The sequence below is a fragment of the uncultured Methanobrevibacter sp. genome, from assembly GCF_902784195.1.
GTDB lineage: Archaea > Methanobacteriota > Methanobacteria > Methanobacteriales > Methanobacteriaceae > Methanobrevibacter.
Map to the genome: position 1 here is coordinate 63774 of NZ_CACZTX010000006.1, position 22849 is coordinate 86622.

Below are 22849 nucleotides of genomic sequence, written 5' to 3' on the forward strand. Positions count from 1 at the left end.
CAGATTATCATTAAAAAAAAATAGAAAAGTAGAAAATTACTCCCAACTATTAGAAAAAAATTTTGGTCCAGGTTTTGAGCTTCAGCTCAAAAGCTGGGAAAAAGTTTTGGTCAAGGTTTTTAGCCGAAGGCTAAAAAGCTTGTCTATTTAATTAATTCAGAATCAGATTGGTCTAACCATTGATTTACTATTTTTACAGCACAATAGTTACCGCACATGGTACAGGTGTCCTCTTCTTCAGGAGGTCTTTCATCTCTTTTTGCACGTGCAGCTTCAGGGAACATTGCACATTCATATTGAGCTTCCCAATCTAATCTTTTTCTTGCTTCAGCCATAGCCAAGTCTTGTGAACCATCAATTTGGCCGCTAGCTAAGTCACCTGCATATGCACCTATTCTAGTTGCAATTACCCCTTCTTTTACATCTTCAGGAGATGGTAAAGCCAAGTGTTCTGCAGGAGTTACATAACAAATGAAGTCTGCTCCAGCTTTTGCAGATGAAGCTGCACCGATTGCAGATACGATATGGTCGTAACCAGGTGCCACATCACATACAATAGGCCCTAACATATAGAAAGGAGCGTTGGAACACATTTTCTTTTGAATCATTACATTGGTTGGAATTTCATTGATAGGAATGTGACCTGGACCTTCAATCATACATTGCACTCCAGCATCACGGGATCTGTCAATCAATTCTCCTAAAATAATCAATTCTTGGATTTGAGCCCTATCGGTTGAATCAGCAATTGAACCTGCTCTCATACCATTTGCAAGAGAAAGAACAACATCATGTTCCTTTGCAATTTCCAATACATAATCAAAGTTAGAGTATAATGGGTTTTCCTTTTCATTTTCTACAATCCAACCGGACATGAATGATCCTCCACGGGATACGAGTCCAGTTACACGGCCTTGTCTTTTAAGTCTTGTCAATGTTTCAATATTGATACTGCTGTGAACAGCCATGAAGTCAATACCGTCTTTTGCTTGCTTTTCAATGGTATTGAATAAGTCATCTTCATCCATATATATTACAGAGCCATGCTCTCTAATGCTTTCAATTGCAGCTTGGTATACAGGTACGGAACCTACTGGCAAAGGAGACATGTCCAAAACTCTTCTTCTGATTACATCCAAGTCTCCACCAATACTCAATTCCATTAAACAGTCTGCACCATGGTCAATTGCAATTTGTGCTTTCAATACCTCTTCATCAAAGTTTACGATATCTGTAGATGTTCCTACAGTTGCATTCACTTTTGTTCTAAGTCCTGCACCGATACCTGATGCTTCAATATCCCTATTTACGTTGGATGGGATTACAATGGTACCGTTAGCAACGGAGCTTAATATAAAATCTTCGCTAACCCCTTCAATTTTAGCGACATGTTTCATTTCTTCTGTTAATATGCCTTTTTTTGCATCACTTATTTGAGTCATTATTTATCTCCATTGTATTTTGATTATGCTAGATTATTATAAAATCAATATTCCTAAGAATCCTTTATTTTCTTTGAATCATGTTGAGGAATCTCTAAATTTAAATTCAAATATATTTTATTAAAGTAAAGTTTAATTTAATTCTATTTGATTTGATTTTATAATTTTATTTAATATTTTTATCTATATAAAGATATCTATTTTATATGGCCTTTATTCGCAAAATAAAGCACTCACAGACCTTTTTTATCAAATAGTTTTGATATATATCAAATACATTTTATAAAATTTTAAGTTTTTTTAAAAAATGAAAAAGGAGATAATAATTTGAAAAATATGATGAAAAAAATAAAAAAGGAATAAAAATTAGTAAAAATTATGAAAAAAATAAGAAAAAAGAAAAATTATCACTCCACAGTCGTGGAAAAAGTTTTGGACAAGGTTTTTAGCCGAAGGCTAAAAAGCTTGGCAGAAGGCTCAAAAAGATTGGTTGTAGAAATCAATCATTCTATTATATGCATCATCATAAGTAGGCATATTTGTTTGGCATCCTTGCTTTTCAACAACAAATGATGAAACGGATGAAGCAAACTTAGCCGCTTCCTCTAATGAAGCACCGTAAATAAGTCTAGATACAAATCCTGCCTTGTAAGAGTCTCCAGCACCAGTAGGGTCTACAGCAGGCCTATAAATAGATTCAACTTCTATTTTGCCTTCATCAGGACTATAGATGATACTGCCTTTTGAACCACAGGTCATTAGAACAACCTCTGGACCTAAATCCATCAAACCATTGATATCAACATTCATTGACTCTTGAATGCGTTTGATTTCATGATGATTACCAAATAAGATATTTACATTGGAGATGACTTCCTTCAATTTCTTAGGACTGTACATTCCTAAGTCTTGACCTGGATCGAAGGATACCAATCTTTCCTCTTCCTTAGCAACGATTCCTGTTTTGCAATTGAAATGAGGATCACCTGTTGCCAAATGAACTGCCTTAAATTCCTTTATCTTATCTCTTGGAACTTCACTGTCATGAAACTCCTTTCCTGCACCCCAGTAGAAATAACTGATTTGATCTTGATTGTTGTTAGTCATTACAAATGCTGTTGGAGTACTCTCCTCTTGGGATATGATTAAAGCTTCAGTGTCAACACCTAACTTTTGCATATTCTTGTGATAATGAGAATCAATGAATTCACATCCTACAGCAGAAACCAATCCAGTTTTCATTCCTAAAGTCGCCCCAATCATTGCAACATTTGCTGCTGCACCACCATTCAAGTTTTTCATGGTTTTCATAGGTGCAGAATTATTGGCTTTAGGAAACTCATCAACTGTGATGATATAATCCAATGCAGTATGTCCCACCGCTAATAAATCTTTTTTTACACTCAAATAAATACAACCCTTTCACTCTTGTTTTTAACTGTTTAAACCGTTTTAACTGTTAATAAAAAAATCACTGATAAAGATAAGAAAACTCCCCTCAATGACTTTTTTTAGATAAAATAAGATTAAATATGATTATTTTTAAAAAAATAATGCCAATTATCATCTTATTAATGAATTAAATAATATTTGCTGATTTAAATTTAGAAAAAATTCAATCAAAAAATATTATTGAATTGAAAAATTTTTTTCTAAAATTAGTACAATATTATTTTAGACTTCCCAATATTTAATGATTTTTATTAACATATGTTATGTGCTAATTTTCAATAAAATCGAAACAAAAAAATCATCAAGAATCAAGTAATAAATACTTTATTTTTATAATAATTTTAACTTGCGATAGCATTTGAAAACTAATATTTTAAAATTAAAAATTTTTACAATAAATGAATCAGAACAATCGATTAAAAAGCATTTTTATTATTAAAAAAAATTTATTAATTAAAAATTACCATATACTAATATACAGATAACATTTAATTAAATTTATAAAAAATTTAATTTTTAGATAAAAATCAATTTAGCTGTTTAAAAAATCAATGGTTAAGTTGAGAAGTAAACAAATTATGAAAAATAATTGATTTTCTGATATCCTATGATTAGAATATTGGATAGTTGATAAGAGGACGGTGGTTTTTATTTCCGAAGAAGAAATTGAAACTTTAAAAGAGAAATTAGCTAAAAAAGATGAGAAACTTAAAAATCAGGCAAGTGAATTGAATCATTTAACCAATGAAGTAATTCCTGATTTGAAAAAGGAGAACAAAGAATTAAAAGCACTTAAAATTGAACTTACTGATGCATTGGAAACAAGCACAAAGAAATATTTTGATCAGCTTGAAATCAATGCAGACTTAAGTGAAAGCGTTGCAAAAAAAGGTGCTGGTCTTCAATTAGCTAAAGTCAGATTGGATGAGATTGAGAAACTTGTTGTCGAACTTGAAGAAAAGGCTAATGAAAAAGAGGTAGAAATTGCATCTGAAGAAGGATTAAGCGAAGATGAAAAATCAATTATTGATGAGCTTAACAAGGAAATCAAGGAATTGAACAAGGAATTGGATGCAAAAGACAGAGTCATTGACAACAAGGAAAAGGAAATCAAAAGAAAGCAAAATCAATTGAAAGATAAAAACGCTGAAATTGATGACTTGAAAGAAAATCTAATTCCAAAACTCAAGGCGGAATCCGCTGAACTTAATGCTAAAATCAAATCCAATCAAGCAGAGTATGAAGCAGAAAAAGCAGGAGTTGGAGGAAGAATCGCCAAATTAGAAGCGGAAATTAAAGACCTAAATGAAAAATTAGACAATAAGCAGAGAGATTACAATAAGTTAAGCACTGCATTGAATGCAAAAGACAAAACAATTAACTCTCTTAAAAACAAAAACAATCAATTATCTGAACAGCTTAAAGAAGATAGCAAAGGATTCTTTAGCAAAATCCGAGGCAGATAATTGTATTTCGATTAATTAATTTTTATTAATTAATCACTTTCTCTTTTTTTACAAATTTACACACAATGCTATTTTTAGAATAATTATTTTTTCTAAACATTCTATTTTTAATAATAAAGTTTTAATATTATCGAACAAATAATTGTAGGATTATTTTAAAAATAATGGAAAGATGAGGTATAAAAATTTACAAAAATAGAAAATAGATAATAAAAAATAAGAAAAATAGTTGAAAGTGACTTACTCACAACCATTAATAAAAATTTTGGTCCAGTTTTTGAGCTTCAGCTCAAAAGCGGGGAAAAAGTTTTGGTCCAGGTTTTGCAGGCCGAAGGCCTGGAAAAGCTGGGCTAAGCTTCTTGTCTTAACCTTTTAACAACAAAGTCCTTATCTAAAGAGAGTAAGAATGAAGCTGCTCTTGGTCCTTGTTTTTGACCAAGAATCATTTTATAGATAGCTTGGAAAGCTTTTTGCGGTTTTAATCCATGGCTTTCTAAAACTTCATACATAGCATCATGCAATTCTTCAGCAGATGAGAACTCTTTTTCTTCCATCAAATCAGCAAGGTCTTTCAAGAATGCAATTTGATCATCTGGAAGAGGCAATTTTGGAATGGAATCGTATTGAACTTGGAACTTGACGAATTTAGGAGCATATTTGTCTAACCAAACGATTACATTATCCACTCTTTCATCATATTGAGCCAATTCAAGTTCGCTTAAGTCACAGAAGTCCTTATCCTTAAAGCTTTTGGTTAATTGTGAATTCTTTTTCAAAATTCCAAAGATCTTTTCAAGGTCCTTTTCTCCAACAATTTGATAAGCATTTACCAAGAATCTGAAAGGAGGTCTGAATGGTAAAGGAGCATCAGCCTTGATTTGAGCGTTTTTATAGATGCTTTTGAATTTTCTTCCTTCTTTTTCAGATGGAGCTTCTTCCTCACCGTAGAATACCCTTTCAACCTTATCAAAGGTGTCCATGAAGTCTAACCATGGCATTTTTGGAGAGAAGTCTTTGGATTTCATTGGTTTGCTTCTGAATAAGTAATAGTTAAGACTTTCTGCAGGTCCGATTTCCAACCATTGTTCTGGAGTGAAGAATACACCATGAGATTTACTCATTGCTTCACCATCTAATGTGATCCATTCGTATGGAACTGGATATGGTGCTGGGTAATCAAAGATCTCTTCAGAGATTACGCTACTTACATCGTAAGATCCACCAGCTGCTGCATGGTCTTTTCCGAATGGTTCACAAGTGGTTCCGAAGATTTTCCATCTTGCTGCCCATTCAACTCTCCAAGTAAGTTTACCGTTACCTGATTTAATGTCCATTTCACCATCGTGACCGCATTCACATCTGTATTTTACAATGTCTCCATCGAAGTCATATGCTTCGGTGGTGTTTACTCTTCCACATTTTTCACAGATTGGGTTGTATGGCAACCAGTGGTCTGCGAGTGGCTCTCTTCTGTATTGGTCAAAAATGGCTTTGATTTCATTGTGCTTTTCAAGGGAGATTCTGATTGATTCAAGATAAGATCCATCCTTATACATTTCAAAACCAGATTTAGGAGTTATTTCAATACCATAAGCATCAAGAACTTTGAATAAAGGTTTTTCAAAGTGTTCTACAAAGTTTTTACAACATCCTTCAGGACATGGAATCATAGAGTATGGCATACCAAGGTATTGGTCATAAGATTCAGGAAGTGGGAAAGGAACTTTTCTAAGTGGGTCATGGTCATCTGCAATCCAGATGGTTTCGGCATCATTTCCCAATTCACGCAATGCTTTTCCAATAGCATTTGCAATGAATACGTCACAAGAATTTCCAATATGTATAGAACCTGATATAGATGTACCACTTGCTATGACATGTTTTTCTACATCCATTTCATTTAATTCATCAGCGATTCTTTCAATCCAATGTTTCATTGTTTCACCATAATAATTATAAAAGCTGCTTTCAATTTAATGAGTTTTATATTCCAAACCGTATATGAAAGCCATAATGAAGTAATAAATTAATATAAATTCGATACTATTGATAATAAATATTCAATATAAATATCCAATAAAAATATCCTAATAATTTATTATATTATATATTTTTATTATCATCTTATAAAAAATTAATTACGAAAATTTGAATTAATCAAAAAAATCATGATAAAAATTATATAAAAATAGATTTGGAAAATTTTTTAAAAATTTATAGAAATTTTATAAAAATAGCCATTAAAGGATGTAAATAGGATTCTAAAATAAGAACCCTATTAAGTGGAAAAATAGAGCCAAGCTCTATATAAAAATAAATTTAAAAAAATAGGCAAAAAACAATGCCTATGAAATTAATTAATAAAATAAATTAACTTCAAGATCAATCAACAAATAAATCAACAATTAGGTAGATTGAACTTATTGTTCGAATCTACGTCTGTCGATTAATTCTTGACGTTTACCTGCGTTCCAACCACCGTTTGCAGATTTAGCGTGACCTACTTGTTGTACGTAACCAGTAATTCTGTCATACCATTCTACATCAGCAGTTTCACCACAGGAAGGACATTTGTTGCTTAATCCTTTCATTAAGGTCTTACAGTGTAAACAGAAACTGAATGCTGAACTGTAAGCCCAGAAACCAATGTCAGATTTTCTTGCAATCTTATTGGTTAAGCTCATTAATGCATCAGGATCAGAGTATGATTCACCCATGAATGCATGGAAGATGTGTCCACCAGGAGTTAAGCTGTGGTATTTGCCTTCGATTTTGACTTTGTCTGCAAAGGAAATGTCACTGTTTACAGGTACATGTGAGGAGTTAGTGTAGTAGTTAGCTCCATTGTCACCTTGTAAGATTGCTTTATCTCCGAATTGCTCTTTATCTAAGGTTGCAAATCTGTATGCAGTGGATTCTGCAGGAGTTTGCAATACAGACCATCTGAGTCCAGTTTCTTCTTGTAAGGATTTTGCTCTTGCATTGATGTATTCTAAACATTTGATACCGAATTTGTTTGCATCAGGGTTTTCGATACCTTCACCGAATAATGCAAGCAACATTTCATTAAGACCACAGAAACCAAAGGACAAGGTAGCGTTTTGGATTCTGTAATAGGTTTCACCATCAACTTTTTGATCTAAGAATGGTAAGATATCAAAGTTGTTTAAACAGTTAAGACCTTGGTTTCTTCTAATCATTAAGGTTTCAACAGCTAAATCCATGTAGTTGTCTAAGTATTCGAATACATCGTTTTCATCTCTGGATTGGTATCCGATTCTTGGTAAGTTCAATGTTACGTAAGCTAAGTTACCGGTTCTTAAACAGTCTTGTTCCCAGTCACCGGTCCAGGTGTCTTGGAGACAGGTTCTGCAACCCATATAGTTAGCCATTTGACCTCTGTATTTAGGTAACATGTTTACAAAGTAGGATGAACCGTATTTTGCAGAAAGTTCATGAACTAAACGTAAATCATCATCATAGTCACCTTTTAAGGTCTCTTCACGTAAAGTGTAAATCTGGTTTCATCCTCAAAGTCAGCGTAAGTTCCTACAACTTGTCCTTTTGGACCGTATGCAGTTACATCCTGCAAGAATTTTGGAACTCCAAATTCTAATTGCATGCTTGTAAATGGAACTTGGGAACCTCTTGCTGCATAAGCCATGTTCAAGTTGTATACTAACATTTGAATGGATTGTTTTACTTCATCATAGCTTCTGCCTGTTGCAAATGGTGCAACAAATACGTTCCAGAGGGACATAGCTTGTCCACCAGACATGTTTTGCTGTGCTGCTAACATGATTTCACCAGTGTGGTTCATCAATGTTTCCATATGGGAAGGAGGTGCAGCAACTGAAGTGTGATCTCCAGTACCGTCAACTTTAAGACCATGTTTAATGAATGCTCTTATATCATGTTGGAGACAGTTCAATGGTCTTCCAGCAAAGAATTCCAAGTCGTGAATGTGAATGTCACCAGACATGTGTGCATCTGCTAAGTGAGCTGGTAACATGTGTAAGAGTGCATATTGTTTTAATGCTTCATCAGCAACATACTTGTGAATGGATTCAGGGTTATGCATCATGTTTGCATTGTCTCTTGAACCGTTTTCAATTAAGGAAGTGATGTTGTAAACAGGAATACCTAAACGAGTGTATCTGCTTCTTAAATCTTCTAATCCATATTCTACAAGTTTTGTGTTTACGATTTCCCTAATCATTGGAGCGGTAAGGTATTCGACATTGAGTTTTTTGAGTTCTTTCCAAACTTCAGTAGCAATTTCAAAAGCGGTTTCTTGGGAAGCGCCGGTTTCTTCAACTAAGGTACTTGCAATTTTTGCCATGTCGAATGGTTCAATTTTATCTCTTGAAGAACGTACTTTTAAAGTAGTTTTTGCTAAGTATTTGTTAGCTGATTCAGAATCTACTTCTTCTAAGCATTCGTAAACAATCTTTTTGATCTCTTTAGTGCTGATTCCATCGTATAGGTTTTCAACAACAGTTGAAACAATTCTTTCAGATTCAAAGTATGGAGCATCTACCATCACTAAAGACTTTAACAATTTCTCATAACTGAAAGCTTCACAAACACCGTTGTTTTTCTTAACGGTGATTTTAGCTCTTCTAATATCGTTTTCTACATTATCGACTTTTTCCACTTTAACACCTTCATTTAAAATAAAAATCTAATAATAATAATTAAATTAATAATTATGTAATCATGAAAATTTAGATAAAACTTTCAAAGTGATTACTAATAACTATGTACTTACATGTATAATATCCGTTAGAAATTATACGAAAGTTAGTAACTATACAAAATGTTAGTTACTTCACGAAATAATATATGTTATAAGATGTATATAAATCATTCGTTTTTATACGAACAATATTTATTATGACAATATTCAAAATTAGAAAACACTTAAAACTTGTTTAAAATTAAAAATAATTAAGGAAAACCCTTAATTAAAAAACAATAAAATTAAAGAATCCAGTGAAATTCACTATCCAAATATGAAAATCAAATAAAGACCCATATCAAATTAATCATTTTCCAAAGAATACATCCAATGAACTTTGCTTGGATTTGTCACTTTCAAATAATGAATTAATACCAAATTCCTGAATTTCCAATCTTTGCTCAAGATAGTGGGATACAGGATACCTGTTTACAAGGTTCTGTGAAATTTCAAGATACTTGACTACAGATCCCTTGGAAACACTGAGAATCAAGTCCCCACCACATTTGCATTTACCTGTTAAAGGCATTCTCCTATACTTAGCACCGCATTTAGGGCATCTTACCTTCTGCTTGGAGAAAGCTCTTGAATTTCCCATAATGTCCGGCAAGAAGTGAGAAGACAATACTCCCTCTACAACTCCCCTTTGGTCAACTGCCCGGATAAGTTCAGCTAAATTGATTTGAGCTTCCACCTTCTCCTTCATGGATCCTAAACGTTTGTATAAGCAAACTTTTGGCCCTGCATGAATGCTTGAAGTGTGATGTGAAAACATCAAATCGTGATACTGCCTGTCAGTACCTAAATGCTTAGCAACATTATCCACCAAATCCAACATGTCAGCAGGCTTTAAAGGTTCTTGAGACCTTTCAAAGAATTCAAGTGGGAATCTTTCAAAGATGTCAAGGTTATGGGATTCGTCATCTATCTCCTCTGGGTCTATACGAGTTGATAAAACCAAAGGAGCATCCATACTTCCTCCACGAGTGCTTGGCAAGTATGATTTTGAGAAATTGATCAATGCATCCAACAGCAACAGCACAGAATCCTCATCACTGTCACAGTTTCTCCTTTTTGCAGAATGGAAATAAGGGTGAGCATAACATCCTAAAGCCTTGGTGAACCCTACAATACGGCCCAATACTCCTGCAGATGTGTGGGGAGCAAGACCTGCAATAAGATGCCCAATCAAGTCATATTTGTCCTTTACATTATAGAACCTTTCCATTCCATAATATCTCTCAAGCAAATCATCAACGAAATTAGCTACACCTACCAAATACTCACCGCAATTATCGGAAACTACAATATCCTGAACCTTAAGTTCAATAATTTGGTCTTCACTAACAATGTCTTCACCATAGCAGTCTTTAGTATATCCCATTTCCAATAATTTAGGAACTGTTACTCCAATTTCTTTTGGAATAAAGTGAGTTAGTGGCAAGTCAGTGGAGTCATGACGGATAGTTCCTTCCTTAAATGTGAACACATTATTTTTAGCCCTTAAGATACCTTTTTCCAAAGGTTCAGGGAGCTTATCTTCAGAAATTAATCCAACAACCCCTTTAACTTCATCAACTTTACGAACTCCCACATTATTTGAAGCCTTGGAAAGCATATGGGCCAAATTAATATCTTTTTGGCCGGATTTCCCAATGACAGTAGGGGATCCGCAATGTGGACAAATGGCTTGGAATGAACTTAATCTGCAATCAGGATTTGTACATTCCCTTCTTGCAAATTCCACCTTAATCTTTTTCTTTTTGGCAGCTTCTGCAACCAAACGTCTGTTTCCACCATTGTTTCCAATAGGGAAGAGCACATGAGGAGCCGGCCTCATCAATCTTTCCTTGGATTTTTCAGGACGGCCAACCCTTGTACCTATATAACATGGAGCCTTATCCTTTATCTCGAAATCTATATTCTCATTGATGATGTCAACAACTTTCATCTTGTAATACTCATCAGCAAGATATTTTGAATAATCTCCATTTATTGTCTTAAGTAAACTAAAACCATGATTCTTGTCAATTATTACTTTTCCATCCTGAAGCTTGTGGCATAAGCCCATAACTTCCAAAATTCTTTTTTGATATGATAAATCAAGTTCTAAATCCTCTCCATTTAGATATCCATTTTCCAAGTAGTCTCTTTTAGTATCCAACCACTGGCTTAAATCAACTAAATCCTTAATGGAGATGTCATTATAATAATAAGTGTATTCCGGATGCAAAGGCACATTAAACTCTTCAGTGATTTTAAATGCTTCTTCGACTGTGAATTTCTTGGTTTGCAATGAATTTAAATTGAATGCCTCTTTTTCCTCATCGGTGAATGATTGGTATTTTGCGCTATTTCTTATTGTTTCAATCCACCATTCCTCACACCAGCAAGCGCCTAACATTGGCTGGTTGTTCCTTAGGAATTCACCAAATGCAACAAGCATATCTCCTAAAAAAAGGATTTCAACAACTTTTCCTTTAACCTTTCTTGCATCTTCAATGGAATCCAATCTGCGGACTTCACCTGATTTCAACTTAACGGTTGGACCTTCAATAGAATCTACAGGTACTACACAGTTACCTTTTCCAGGCCTTTCAATCTTGAGCTGTGTTCCAACCGCCAAGAATTCCAAGAGTTCCATTGTTGCAGGGTGAACCCCCATGGTTGCAAGACCAGTGTTTCTTGAACGGCCATACCTAAGCCTGAATCCTCCCTTTTCAGAAGGATATCCTAAAACAGGCCTTCCACCGATGATATCATGAGCATATTTGGAGTGTTCAAAGAGTTCCTCCTTATCAATGATATTGTCATCAATTTCCTCAACGATTTCCTCGCTATCAGATTGGGAACCTTCTTCTTCCTTAGAGGAACCTACACCTTTAGCATATTCAGCTAAAAATTCCCAACTGTCCAAGTTAAGTGTGTGAGCATATTTTAAGATCTTTTTGGATTTCTGAATAACTCCCTCTACCATCGCAAGAAGTGCTCCACCTCTAATGTTATTGGTCTCTACACGAGGCAAGTCTCTGTGAGACACTTCAACTTGGTCTGTTGGCTCACCGCTGACTTCAACTGGAATGCTTCTTGCAGCTAATCTAACCTCTTCAGGGGTTGGAGAGTATTGCAAGTTAGTAACTTCTGATTCGTAAAGCTCAACTTCTTCCACATATCTTTCTATCTCATCATCAGTAGGTTTATAAATGTCAAGTCCAGTAGCTACACGTATCTTATCACCTAAAAGAACGGATAAAGCAGCTGCAGTACCTCCTGCACTACGAATAGGGCCTGCAAAATATACAGCAACATACTTGCTTCCATCAGAATTGCTTTTGATCTTTACTCCAGAAATCCCTTCCAAAGGAGCTGCTACAACCCCTTCTGTTAAAATAGCTAAAGCGGTTCTAAGTCCTTGGTCTGCAAAAGCCTGTTTTTCAGCCTCAAGCTTAGCACCTGTTTCATTTGATTCCTGAGATGCGATTTCAGCAGCAATTTCAAATGCAACCTCTTCCCTAGACATATCCTTTTCCAATTCTTTGATACGTTTTGCAATACCTTTAGGACCTACAAGCCCTTCCACTCTCTCTGCTAAGTCCTTTGCCAATGGAATTTCAGTCTCTAACTCAACATCAAACCCTTTGGATCTTGCCTCATTAGCTATCTCATAGAGCTTGAGAGTTTCACTTTCCAATCTTTCAAAATAATCCATTCCAGCATCCATTATAATCACTGATAATAAAAATAATAATCTGACTAAAAATTTACTAATAATTTAACAAATAAGTGAAGTAATGATTTAATTTTTTCCTTATTTTTTCTCTAATATTATTATATTCCTTATCATATTTAAAAATATTAAGAGAGCATATAAAAACTAATATGAAATTGAAATATCATGAAAAATATCCTGAGAACTATCCTGAAAAAATATAAAAAATAATAGTGAATAATTTAAAAAAAATAGAATTAAATAGAATTGAATAAATTAAATTGAGTGAAAAAATTAAATAAAGTAAATAAATTAAAAAAAGAAACTAGTAGAGCAAATACTCAACTAGTGAAAATAAGTTTAATCAAACTTTCTAAAAGTTTGTTTATACAGAGAATCTTAAGATGAAACAGAAGATTCCTAAAATTACACTAAGTGCGATGACTATTTCTGGAGCGATTTTTGGACCTACACTTTCGTCATCAAAATATCTTACTAAACCTGCCCCGCTCATAGGCATGCTGATTTTATTATCTTTTTTTGCCATAGATATCACGTTAAAATAATTGAATAAATTTGAATTTTTTTATTGAATTTTAAATTTGATTAATTAATTAAGCATCAATATACTATATCAATACACTATAATATTAATATAAATTTTATAAGTATTAACTATTTCTATCATTTCTTATATTAAAACTTTTAGTTTATAAAATTTTCAGCTAAAAATTCTAATTTAGAGGAATTATAAAAATCCTCCGAAGATTAAAACTAAAAGTGCAGCGATTGCAAATGTAATCAACCAAATAGGAATGCTCCAAGACATTACTTTAGAACCATCTAAAGGAGGTATCGGCAATAGGTTGAAAGCTGCCAAGAAGAAATTGATTCTTGTACCAAGAACGCAAGTCAATCCGACAAGATATCCAGTTTCAGTATATGCGAAATCCCCAAGAGATACTAAAATAAGGAAGAAGATTAAACCTAAAATGATATTTACAATTGGTCCTGCAATGGAAATGATTCCATTTGTTTTCTTTTCCATACCATTACTATAAATAACAACTGCTCCAGGAGCTGCAAATATGAATCCGAAAAATGAACTGACCAACGCAATAATGAGTCCTGTAGGCCATAACTCATATTCAGCATAATATCCATAATGCATTGCTACGAATTTATGTCCTAATTCGTGGAAAATGAAACCTGCTCCCACTCCAATCATAACTATAGGGAAAACCAAGCCTATATTGCTGTAATCACCATTGGAGTAGAGAATGGTAAATCCTAAAGCAATCACTATAAAGGATATGATTAAATCTCTTATCTCTTTACCTGTAAATCTAAACATAACTTAAATTATATTTTATAGTCATATAAAGTTTATGATTATATAAATCAATGAAAAAAAAAATAAATGAAAAAGAAATTGAAAAAAAATATGAAAAAAAACAAAAGAAATAATCATATTATTCCATATCTTTAGGCCATTCACTGAAAATTGCCTTAAACAATACAAAATTAGAGACAATGGCTAAAATGATTATCAAGATAATTATTATCAAATTGGACTGAATCAAGTATTCAACTCCGCTTAATGCTAAAAGGAATGATAAGAGATTATTCAAAAAGTGAGCAAATATTGGCACCAATATGTTTTTAGACTTTATATAAAGAATTGAAACGCAAATACCGAATAGTATAGCTCCTAAAATTCCTCCAAAGTTATGGCAAACACCAAACAACACTGAAGAAATCAAAATAGCTAAAGTAACATCCAATTCCTTATTGAATCTTCTTAAGAACAATCCTCTAAACAATAGCTCCTCTATAATCGGAGAGAGCATAACTACAGTGAAAAAGTAAAGAGCCAATATTGCAATGCCCAATGCTCTGAAATCTCCAAAAAGAGGAGAATTGAAGCTAATTATTGACAAATTGCTTAAATATCTCAATATAAAATACACCGCGGAAACAAATAGGATATTTGCAATCACAATGAATGAGATGTGATAAATGTCAGAGACCTTGAATATTGAATCATATTCCTTTCTTAAGGCATCTTTAAATGAGATTTCATCAAAATCGATATTATTCAATGCATAAGCAAAAAACAGTAGCATTATTCCATACAATATGAATTTGAAAAATAAGCTTCCTAACTGAATCTTTAAGACCATAGGAATTAAGGTAAGAAGTAATATAATCAATAAAAAGAAAGATAAAACCTTTATTATGGATAATCTATCTAAGAAATCATTTAATCGAAGCATATTAAGTTCACCTTTAAAAACATGTAAATATGTAAATAATATTTATTTATTTAAATCTTTAGTTTTATAATATATAAGTTTAAACGAACATATTTTAAATAAATAATAAGAAGGTTTAGGTATAAAATCATGACAATTAGCTACATTCCCGAAGAATTTGAAATCAATTACAAGCACGATTTGAATGGAACAAAATCCATTAAGCTATTGAACAATTCTCTTTTGGTAAACAATCCAAATCCAGAATTGATTGACATAAAAAGAATAAGCAGTGAAAAGTGGATTCAATTTTGGGAAGATGTTGAAAAAATAGGTCTTTGGGATCTAGAAGAGGAATATCAATCCTGCACTTTAGAGGGAGGATTCACTTGGAGCATAAAGATCGTTTACAAATCCAAAGAACTCAATAGCTATGGAGCAAATATGGAACCTAAAATAGTCATTGGAGATAAGATTTATTCTGTATTAGAAGAGCTCTACAAGTCAATTGAAGAGTTGATTGACTTAGAATAAAAATAGAAAAATTAAAATAAAAAATAGAAAATTACTAAAATATTAAAAAAATAAAAAAACTAAAATAAAATAAATCTAATCAAAAAAAAGAAAGTAAAAATAAAAAAATGAAAAAATAAAAACTAACTAAAATAATGATTTTAATTAGTAAAAGAAGCAGTTTCTGCAATTGATTTTAATAATTCCAAATCATTACCAGCAATTACAATTACCTGATTGTTATCTGGACTTTCAATGCAGATTGCATAGTCTGCATTATCAATATTTGAAATAATATCCCCATCAAATGAAGCATTTGCATCTACTGAATTTTCACCGTTTGAATCATTTACCTTTACGCCATCAGTTGAAATGGAAACATCATCGCCATTTGGATCTGAAACCGCCAATCCATTAGTGTTTAATGAAACTGTACTATTGTCATCACCAACAATATGAATTCCTTCATCTTTAGAAACCTGTACATCAGCATCTTCAGTTGTGACATTCACATTGGAATCATCTGAAAAGATTCCAGTCGCAAAGTTCCATAAGGTGTCAATGTCATTTCCAAAGCCAAAATCAAAGAAATCCCAATTATTTGCATCTTTGGTTTCTACAATGAAATACTTGTCATTTTCTTCTACGATAGGAGCATCCTTTTTCAAATCATTTATCACATCTGAAATGATGCTTTGATCTTTAGAATCGTCTTTCAAATACATGATGGCATTTACATCATTTGCATTGTCCCCATGGTTTGCAAAGACTTCCATGTTCATAGCCACATCACCAACATTCAAGTTAGTTGTTGCCTCTTCAGCAAAGTCACTGCCTGATGGAATGTCAATTGCAAAGTTAGCACTGCCTATACCATTGCTTACCAAATCAACTGCACCAACACTTGAAATTGCTATTGCAACAACAAGGAGTGCAGATAATCCTGCTAAAATTCTTGAATCAATTTTCAATTTATCACCCATTTTACAATTATTAGTTAAATCACCCATAGTTTCTAATTTTCTCATTTTTAGATAGTTTCTAATTCAGTTTTAGTTGCTTCTTTGTAAATTGATCCATAAATCCTGCTTATTACAATGCTGACATATGGATTGATAAGCAATGAATTAAGAATCATGTTGATTAAAGCCATTACAAATGCTGAACCCACAATAATGCTGATAATTCCAGCAATAGCTCCAAATATAAAGCTAAAGAATACGGAAATGATCATAATTGCAATAACAGTGAAGAGTAAAATTCCTATGAATCTTCCCCATCCTAAATTTTTAATTAAAGCTAAAATCTCTTTAAATCTGAATGCTGCAGCAAGTTCATCCTTATCAACCATATTGCATAATGCCATTACATTCACTAAAGAAACGAATATTGCAAATATGATAGCAATGAGCAATACAATTGCACCAATTGCATTTACAGAAGCGCCTACAGATTCGTTTACAGTTAACATCAATCCAAGGAAGAAAAGGATCATAGGCAAAATGGAATAAGCCAAACCAACAACGAATGCACGAAGACCTTTCACTAATAATCCTTTAATGTCACTGAACTCTGGAAGTTCAGATTTTCCTTCTATACCATATTTGATAACATCATAAATGTATCCTGAAGCGAATACCATCAATATAAAGGTTACAATCCATGACAAGACAATCAAAGCCATGTTGCTTGGAGGCATAGCTGATATTGCTGCTTGAACTGTATCAACAGGAGCCACATTCGCTAAAATTCTCATATTGTCAAAGACCAAAAATTCCATTGCCATTGAGACAAGACTTGAAACAAGGAAGATGATACCTAAAATCAAAACCTTTTTTCCATCATTAAAAGGATATTTCAATCCTTCCTTAACTACATCAGTAATACTAGCCATAAAATCACCAATTAAGAAAATAATAAAATATAACTTAAAAATTTTTATTTTAAAGATTTTTATTTTAAAGCTTTTAATTATTTAATGAAGATTGTATAATAAACCGCTTACTCTAGATTGCATTATCATGGTGTAAGGACCTACAATAAACAACATTACAAGGTAAGCTATAAAAAATCCTGCAACGAATATTCCACCAGCAGCCATAGCAAATCCTAAAGTTCCGGTAAATATTCCGAAGAATCCGAATACGAATAAGATCAAGAAGAAAACAACCGCAAAAATTGCTGAACAAATTATAACTAAACCAATGTAAGCCCCTAAACTTCTTGTAACGCCAACAGATTTTATGATTTCAATTATTTCCTTATAATTAAATGCTTTAGATAATGAATCTCCATTATTTGCCATGTGTGCTACTCCAAACATGCTCATTACATAAGCAAATAAGATTAACACAACAGTAATGACAGTGCCGATAGCCATTAATGCAGATTCACCATATCCTCCGATTGAACTGGATATCACTGCAAACAGGAAGAATATTATAAATGGAACTAGCACATAAATCAGATAGACCAGAACAACCTTTATACCATCTACAAACATGTCAATGATGTTATCAAATTCTGGCAATGGATCATTACCATTAATCATACCTTCTACAGAGATTTTGGTTACTCTGTAGGAATAACCGTAAATCAAGAAAATTGGAAGCAAAAGGAAACTTAAAAAGTAAGTTACTCCCAATACCAATAAAGTCTTTAAGTCTTTAGCAGAATACTCTAAAGAATCCTTATAAATATCTAATATCATTTTTTTACCCCTAAACAATATGTAACAAATAAATTTAAATCAAAGCATCAAACTTTGATATATTTAATTTTTAAAGTCGCCATCACTAAATTTAAAAATATCCTCTATGCTTAAATAGGAATCCTTATCTTCACCATAAGTGGCTTCATTCAAGATTCTTGTTATTTTATATGCTAAAAGCAAAGATGGATTATACCGTCCGTTTTCTAAGGCATTGATTGTTTGACGAGTAACACCAACAGATTCCGCTAAATCTTGCTGACTTAACTTAATCTCCTGCCTCAAATATCTTATAATTGTTTTCATATGATCACTTAAACAATAGCCGATTAAATATAGAAATATAAACATGTAACAAATACATTCCAAATGTAATAAATAAATTCCAAATGTAAAAATTATATTACATTTCTATATGTAAAAATTATATTACATCCTATATAAATGTTTCTATAAAAATAGCCAAATTTAAAGATTTAAAAAAAAAGTTAAAAAAAGTAAAAAAAGTCAATGAATTAATGCAAAAACATATAAAAAAACAATTTAAGCCCTTAATCGCTTAATCTCTTCAAAGATATAGACTATTATCAAAAGCCCTGCAATTACGGAAACTATTCCTGTAATAGGTGCAACTGGCATTTGGAACAGGAATGCATCTGCATTAACAGCTTCAAGAATAACCGCTACAAGATTATTTAAGAAGTGGATTGACATTGTCATGAGGATGTTATCTGTTTTCAGATAGATTATGCACATACAGATTCCAAATACAAATGCACTGGTTATTCCACCGAATTCATGTCCAATAGCAAAGAGGGCTGAAGATATGACCATAGCAGCTATTATGCCAGTTCTTATTTTCAATCTGTTGAATAGAACTCCTCTAAAGAACAATTCTTCAAGAATAGGCGCCAATATGACTGAAGAAATCACTTCCAAAATGAAAGATAATGGGTCAAGAGCATTTGGAGTGAAATCCAACAAGGGCTCCATATCAGGATATACTGAACCGTAAAGTATGTCAAAATTTGCAAAGAATGCCACTATCAGGAATACAAATAAAAGATTTATTAGGAATATATAGAATATCTCTCTACGATTATCCCTTTCAAAAAGCTTTGAAAAGTCATCACTTAAGCCATGAGTGCCTCTTAAGGCCCAAATGAAGAACAAGAGAACAAAAATGAAAAGAGGCATGATCATTAAATTATCATTTTTCCCTAATGAAGGAAATATTCCAATTAGAACTACATTTAAGATAAATCCTATTGCAATAGCTAAAACTGCCTCCCTTAACCTGATTGTTCTAAGCCTTACATTAAAGTCAGTAACATTAAAGTCCATTTTATGCACCTAAGATTTAAAAATCATTTTGAATAAGTGTTTTAATATTACATACTACCCTTAATAAACTTTTTCCATTAATTTTAAATATGCTCTTATTTCATCTTATAAGTGAAATAAATAATATAAACTGGAATAAATATCAATGATGAAATAAGGAGCAAACCCATTAATGAACTGAATTCTCCACCTAAAATCAAATATTGCAATGGAGTGTACACAAGGAGATATGATAAAAGATTATATGCAGAATGCACAACCATATTCAACAGTAAATTGTCTGTTCTTGAATACAGAATGCATAGGGTCATTCCCATTATGCAAGTATAGATAATATGTGAAAAATGATCAGGATAATTGAAATGGCATAATCCAAAAATGACTGATGAAACAACTAAACCAAAGACAAACCCTTTTCTGATTTTTAATCTGTTGAATAAAACTCCCCTAAAGAACAATTCTTCAGATATTGGTGCAATGATAATTGCTGAAAACATCTCAAAAATGAAAATCAATGGATCATTTGTTCCAGTAACCACATCCAATAAAGGCAGGGAAATTGAATTGACCATATTTAAAAGGGAATCCAAAGGGAAGAACATAGTTTGAATGAAAATTGCCACAAACATGTTTGAAATGGCTAAAATCAAAACCCTTATAATGCTACTTGCTTTAAACAAGTCATTGACATCCTTATTGAATCCTGTAGTGCCATATGTGGCAATCAAAAAGAATACCATCATAAAGCAGAAGAAAAGGATGTATTCTAACTCTCCAGAAGAAATATTGAAATATCCCTCAACAAATAAAGTTAAGAAAAAAGAAATAACTATTGCAATGATTATTTCCCAAAGCTTAATTGTTCTAAGTCTCACATTGAAATCTTTAACACTGAAATCCATACATATCACCCAATAAAGAAATAATTATCTTTTATTATTTATTTTATTAATTATTATTTTTAAGAATATTATTAACTTTCTAAATAATAATTTATTATAGTTATTAATAAATCTTTATAAATAATGAAAAATAATATGAAAAAAATAATATGAAAAAATAATATGAAAAAATAATATGAAAAAATAATATGAAAATCAATAAAATATATTTAATCAAAAATTCAAAAATAGATATGTATTTTAAAAAAATATAATATTTTATTTAAAAATTTATATTTAATTTAAAAACTATATTAATTTAAAAAAATTATATTTAATCAAAATTATCTACAATCAAAGGAGAGTTTAAATGGCAATACATCCAATAGAATTTAGATATGGAACTCCAGAAATGAAAAGAATCTGGGAACAGGAAAACAAGCAGCAAAGAATGTTAGATATTGAATCTGCATTGGCTCAAGCTGAAGGAGAGCTTGGAATCATTCCAAAGGAATTTGCAGATGAGATTAAGGCAAAGGCAAATACCAAATTTGTTACTGTAGAACGTGTAAGTGAAATTGAAGCTGAAACCAAACACGATATCGCTTCCCTTTCAAAAGGATTAAGTGAAGTATGTGAAGGAGAAGCAGGAGAATATGTTCATTTCGGAGCAACCTCCAATGATATTGTAGACAGTTCAAACTCATTGCTTTTAAAGGATTCCATTGAAGTATTGGAAGAAAAAATCGAAAGATTAACTAAAATAATCCTCAAGTTAGCTGAAGAGAACAAAATGAAAGTCTGCATTGGCCGTACCCATGGTCAACATGCACTTCCAACAACTTATGGTATGAAATTTGCAATCTGGGCAGATGAATTGCATAGGCAATATGACAGATTATTGCATGCTAAGGAAAATGTCTGTCTTGGTATGATGGACGGTGCTGTAGGAACCACCGCAGCTCTTGGAACCCAAGGTTGGGAAGTTCATAAGAAAGTATCTGAAATTCTTGGATTAAAACCTGCTCCAATCACTAACCAAGTATTGCAAAGAGACAACCATGTTGAATTTGTAGCAACCCTTGCAAACATAGCAACTACCTTAAGCAAAATAGCTCTTGAGGTTAGAAACTTGCAAAGAACTGAAATTCAAGAATTAGGAGAATTTTTCGACCCTGAAAAACAAGTTGGAAGCAGTACCATGCCACATAAGATGAATCCAATTACTGCAGAACGTATTTGTGGTGTTGCAAGAATCATAAAATCATATGTAAATGCTGCAATGGAAAACAATCCATTATGGCACGAAAGGGACTTGACCAACTCTTCCTGTGAAAGAATCATGTTCCCTGAGGCTTGTATTCTTACTGATTACATTCTCAACTTAACAATCAAACTCATGAACAATCTCATATTCTATGATGAAAACATTGAAAGAAACCTTAATTTCACAAACGGATTGATCATGGCAGAAAGATTGATGGCAGAACTTACCAGAGCAGGAATGGGTAAACAGACCGCTTATGGAGTAGCAAGAAAGAACGCTATCAAAGCAAACAAGGAAAAATTGCTACTTGCAGACCTAATCCTTGAAGACCCTGATGCAAGTCAATTCTTAACAAAAGAAGACGTTGAAAGAATCATGGATCCTCATACATACATTGGTTCTGCACCAATAATCGTTGATGAGATTCTAGAATCATCAAAAGACTGGTTTTAAATAACCAGTTACTTTTTTCTTTTTTTACTATTTTTAGCTATTTTTATACTCTTTTTCTAATTTTTTAAAGTCTTATAATGGTTTTATAAACGAATATTAATTTTAATTAACTATTTTTATAAGTAAATTTAAACTATTAAATATGTTTAGAGAAATGAGAAGAAAGAAACAGGCTTTAAGTGAAGAAGAGTGCATTGATATTTTAATTAAAGAACCACGTGGTGTCTTAGCCGTGCTTGGAGATAACGATTATCCTTATGCAGTACCATTAAGTCATGTTTATGTGGATGGGAAAATATATTTCCATGGGACTGTAAAGGAAAGCCATAAAAGAGATGCTATTGAAAAGCATGAAAAGGTATCCTATTGCGTGATGAATAAAGGTATAAAAGCAGCAGATGACTGGTGGTACACATTCAAAAGCGTTATTGTCTTTGGCAGAATGAAAACAATTAAGGACAGGGATACAAAAATAGAAAAATTGACTCATTTAGGAAACAAGTTCTTCCCAACTGAAGAAGAGACCAAGTCAGAAATAGATAATCTTTTGGATGTAACAGAACTTTATGAAATCACAATAGAGCATATGAGTGGGAAGATAGTTGAGGAAAAATAA

General features: G+C 32.5%; 17 protein-coding genes and 1 pseudogene. 4 read left to right on the forward strand and 14 right to left on the reverse strand.

The window, feature by feature from the left end; all coding sequences use genetic code 11:
• Positions 1-143 precede the first annotated feature (143 nt).
• Together thiC and QZU90_RS05170 are read right to left on the reverse strand one after the other, a co-directional pair.
• The gene (gene thiC, locus QZU90_RS05165; protein ID WP_296855925.1) at positions 144-1442 is read right to left on the reverse strand and encodes a phosphomethylpyrimidine synthase; all 1299 of its coding nucleotides are present in this window, start codon (positions 1440-1442) and stop codon (positions 144-146) included.
• Between the two features lie 477 nt (positions 1443-1919).
• Positions 1920-2849 (reverse strand): carbohydrate kinase family protein, encoded by a 930-nt coding sequence (locus QZU90_RS05170; RefSeq protein WP_296855927.1) that lies wholly within the window; start codon positions 2847-2849, stop codon positions 1920-1922.
• A 686-nt stretch (positions 2850-3535) separates the two neighbouring features.
• Here QZU90_RS05170 and QZU90_RS05175 point away from each other — a divergent pair.
• Positions 3536-4360, forward strand: coding sequence for a hypothetical protein (locus QZU90_RS05175; RefSeq protein ID WP_296855929.1), 825 nt, complete (start codon positions 3536-3538; stop codon positions 4358-4360).
• A 350-nt stretch (positions 4361-4710) separates the two neighbouring features.
• On the opposite strand, the gene lysS is transcribed toward QZU90_RS05175, so the two are convergent.
• The 6 genes and pseudogenes from lysS to QZU90_RS05205 all read right to left on the reverse strand — a co-directional run bounded on the left by lysS (position 4711) and on the right by QZU90_RS05205 (position 15086).
• Positions 4711-6297, reverse strand: a complete 1587-nt coding sequence (gene lysS, locus QZU90_RS05180; protein ID WP_296855931.1) for a lysine--tRNA ligase — start codon at positions 6295-6297, stop codon at positions 4711-4713.
• 483 nt (positions 6298-6780) lie between these two features.
• Positions 6781-9017 (reverse strand): annotated as a pseudogene (gene nrdD / locus QZU90_RS05185) (anaerobic ribonucleoside-triphosphate reductase).
• Between the two features lie 391 nt (positions 9018-9408).
• Complete coding sequence (gene polC / locus QZU90_RS05190) at positions 9409-12822, reverse strand: DNA polymerase II large subunit (RefSeq protein ID WP_295607980.1); 3414 nt, start codon at positions 12820-12822, stop codon at positions 9409-9411.
• A 373-nt stretch (positions 12823-13195) separates the two neighbouring features.
• Positions 13196-13357, reverse strand: coding sequence for a preprotein translocase subunit Sec61beta (locus tag QZU90_RS05195; RefSeq protein ID WP_295607977.1), 162 nt, complete (start codon positions 13355-13357; stop codon positions 13196-13198).
• A gap of 201 nt (positions 13358-13558) precedes the next feature.
• Positions 13559-14164 (reverse strand): site-2 protease family protein, encoded by a 606-nt coding sequence (locus QZU90_RS05200; protein WP_295607974.1) that lies wholly within the window; start codon positions 14162-14164, stop codon positions 13559-13561.
• A gap of 118 nt (positions 14165-14282) precedes the next feature.
• Positions 14283-15086: a CPBP family intramembrane glutamic endopeptidase gene (locus QZU90_RS05205; protein ID WP_295607971.1), complete on the reverse strand. Its 804-nt coding sequence runs from the start codon at positions 15084-15086 to the stop codon at positions 14283-14285.
• Between the two features lie 129 nt (positions 15087-15215).
• Between QZU90_RS05205 and QZU90_RS05210 the strand changes: the two genes are divergently transcribed.
• Positions 15216-15599, forward strand: a complete 384-nt coding sequence (locus QZU90_RS05210) for a hypothetical protein (protein WP_295607968.1) — start codon at positions 15216-15218, stop codon at positions 15597-15599.
• Positions 15600-15739: 140 nt separating this feature from the next.
• Here QZU90_RS05210 and QZU90_RS05215 read toward each other — a convergent pair whose 3' ends face one another.
• From QZU90_RS05215 to QZU90_RS05240, 6 genes are all read right to left on the reverse strand, one after another.
• Positions 15740-16549, reverse strand: coding sequence for a hypothetical protein (locus tag QZU90_RS05215; protein WP_295607965.1), 810 nt, complete (start codon positions 16547-16549; stop codon positions 15740-15742).
• 59 nt (positions 16550-16608) lie between these two features.
• Positions 16609-17472, reverse strand: a complete 864-nt coding sequence (locus tag QZU90_RS05220; protein ID WP_295607962.1) for a DUF4013 domain-containing protein — start codon at positions 17470-17472, stop codon at positions 16609-16611.
• Between the two features lie 81 nt (positions 17473-17553).
• The gene (locus QZU90_RS05225; RefSeq protein WP_295607960.1) at positions 17554-18288 is read right to left on the reverse strand and encodes a DUF4013 domain-containing protein; all 735 of its coding nucleotides are present in this window, start codon (positions 18286-18288) and stop codon (positions 17554-17556) included.
• Positions 18289-18351: 63 nt separating this feature from the next.
• Complete coding sequence (locus QZU90_RS05230; protein WP_295607957.1) at positions 18352-18594, reverse strand: helix-turn-helix transcriptional regulator; 243 nt, start codon at positions 18592-18594, stop codon at positions 18352-18354.
• 237 nt (positions 18595-18831) lie between these two features.
• Positions 18832-19632: a CPBP family intramembrane glutamic endopeptidase gene (locus tag QZU90_RS05235; protein WP_296855935.1), complete on the reverse strand. Its 801-nt coding sequence runs from the start codon at positions 19630-19632 to the stop codon at positions 18832-18834.
• A 95-nt stretch (positions 19633-19727) separates the two neighbouring features.
• Positions 19728-20534 carry a CPBP family intramembrane glutamic endopeptidase gene (locus tag QZU90_RS05240; RefSeq protein ID WP_296855937.1) on the reverse strand — a complete coding sequence of 269 codons (807 nt, stop codon included), beginning with the start codon at positions 20532-20534 and terminating at the stop codon, positions 19728-19730.
• Positions 20535-20883: 349 nt separating this feature from the next.
• On the opposite strand from QZU90_RS05240, the gene purB reads away from it, so the two are divergent.
• Both purB and QZU90_RS05250 read left to right on the forward strand, forming a co-directional pair.
• Positions 20884-22233, forward strand: coding sequence for an adenylosuccinate lyase (gene purB, locus QZU90_RS05245; RefSeq protein ID WP_295607949.1), 1350 nt, complete (start codon positions 20884-20886; stop codon positions 22231-22233).
• 142 nt (positions 22234-22375) lie between these two features.
• Entirely contained in the window at positions 22376-22849 is a 474-nt protein-coding gene (locus QZU90_RS05250) for a pyridoxamine 5'-phosphate oxidase family protein (protein ID WP_295607946.1), read from the forward strand.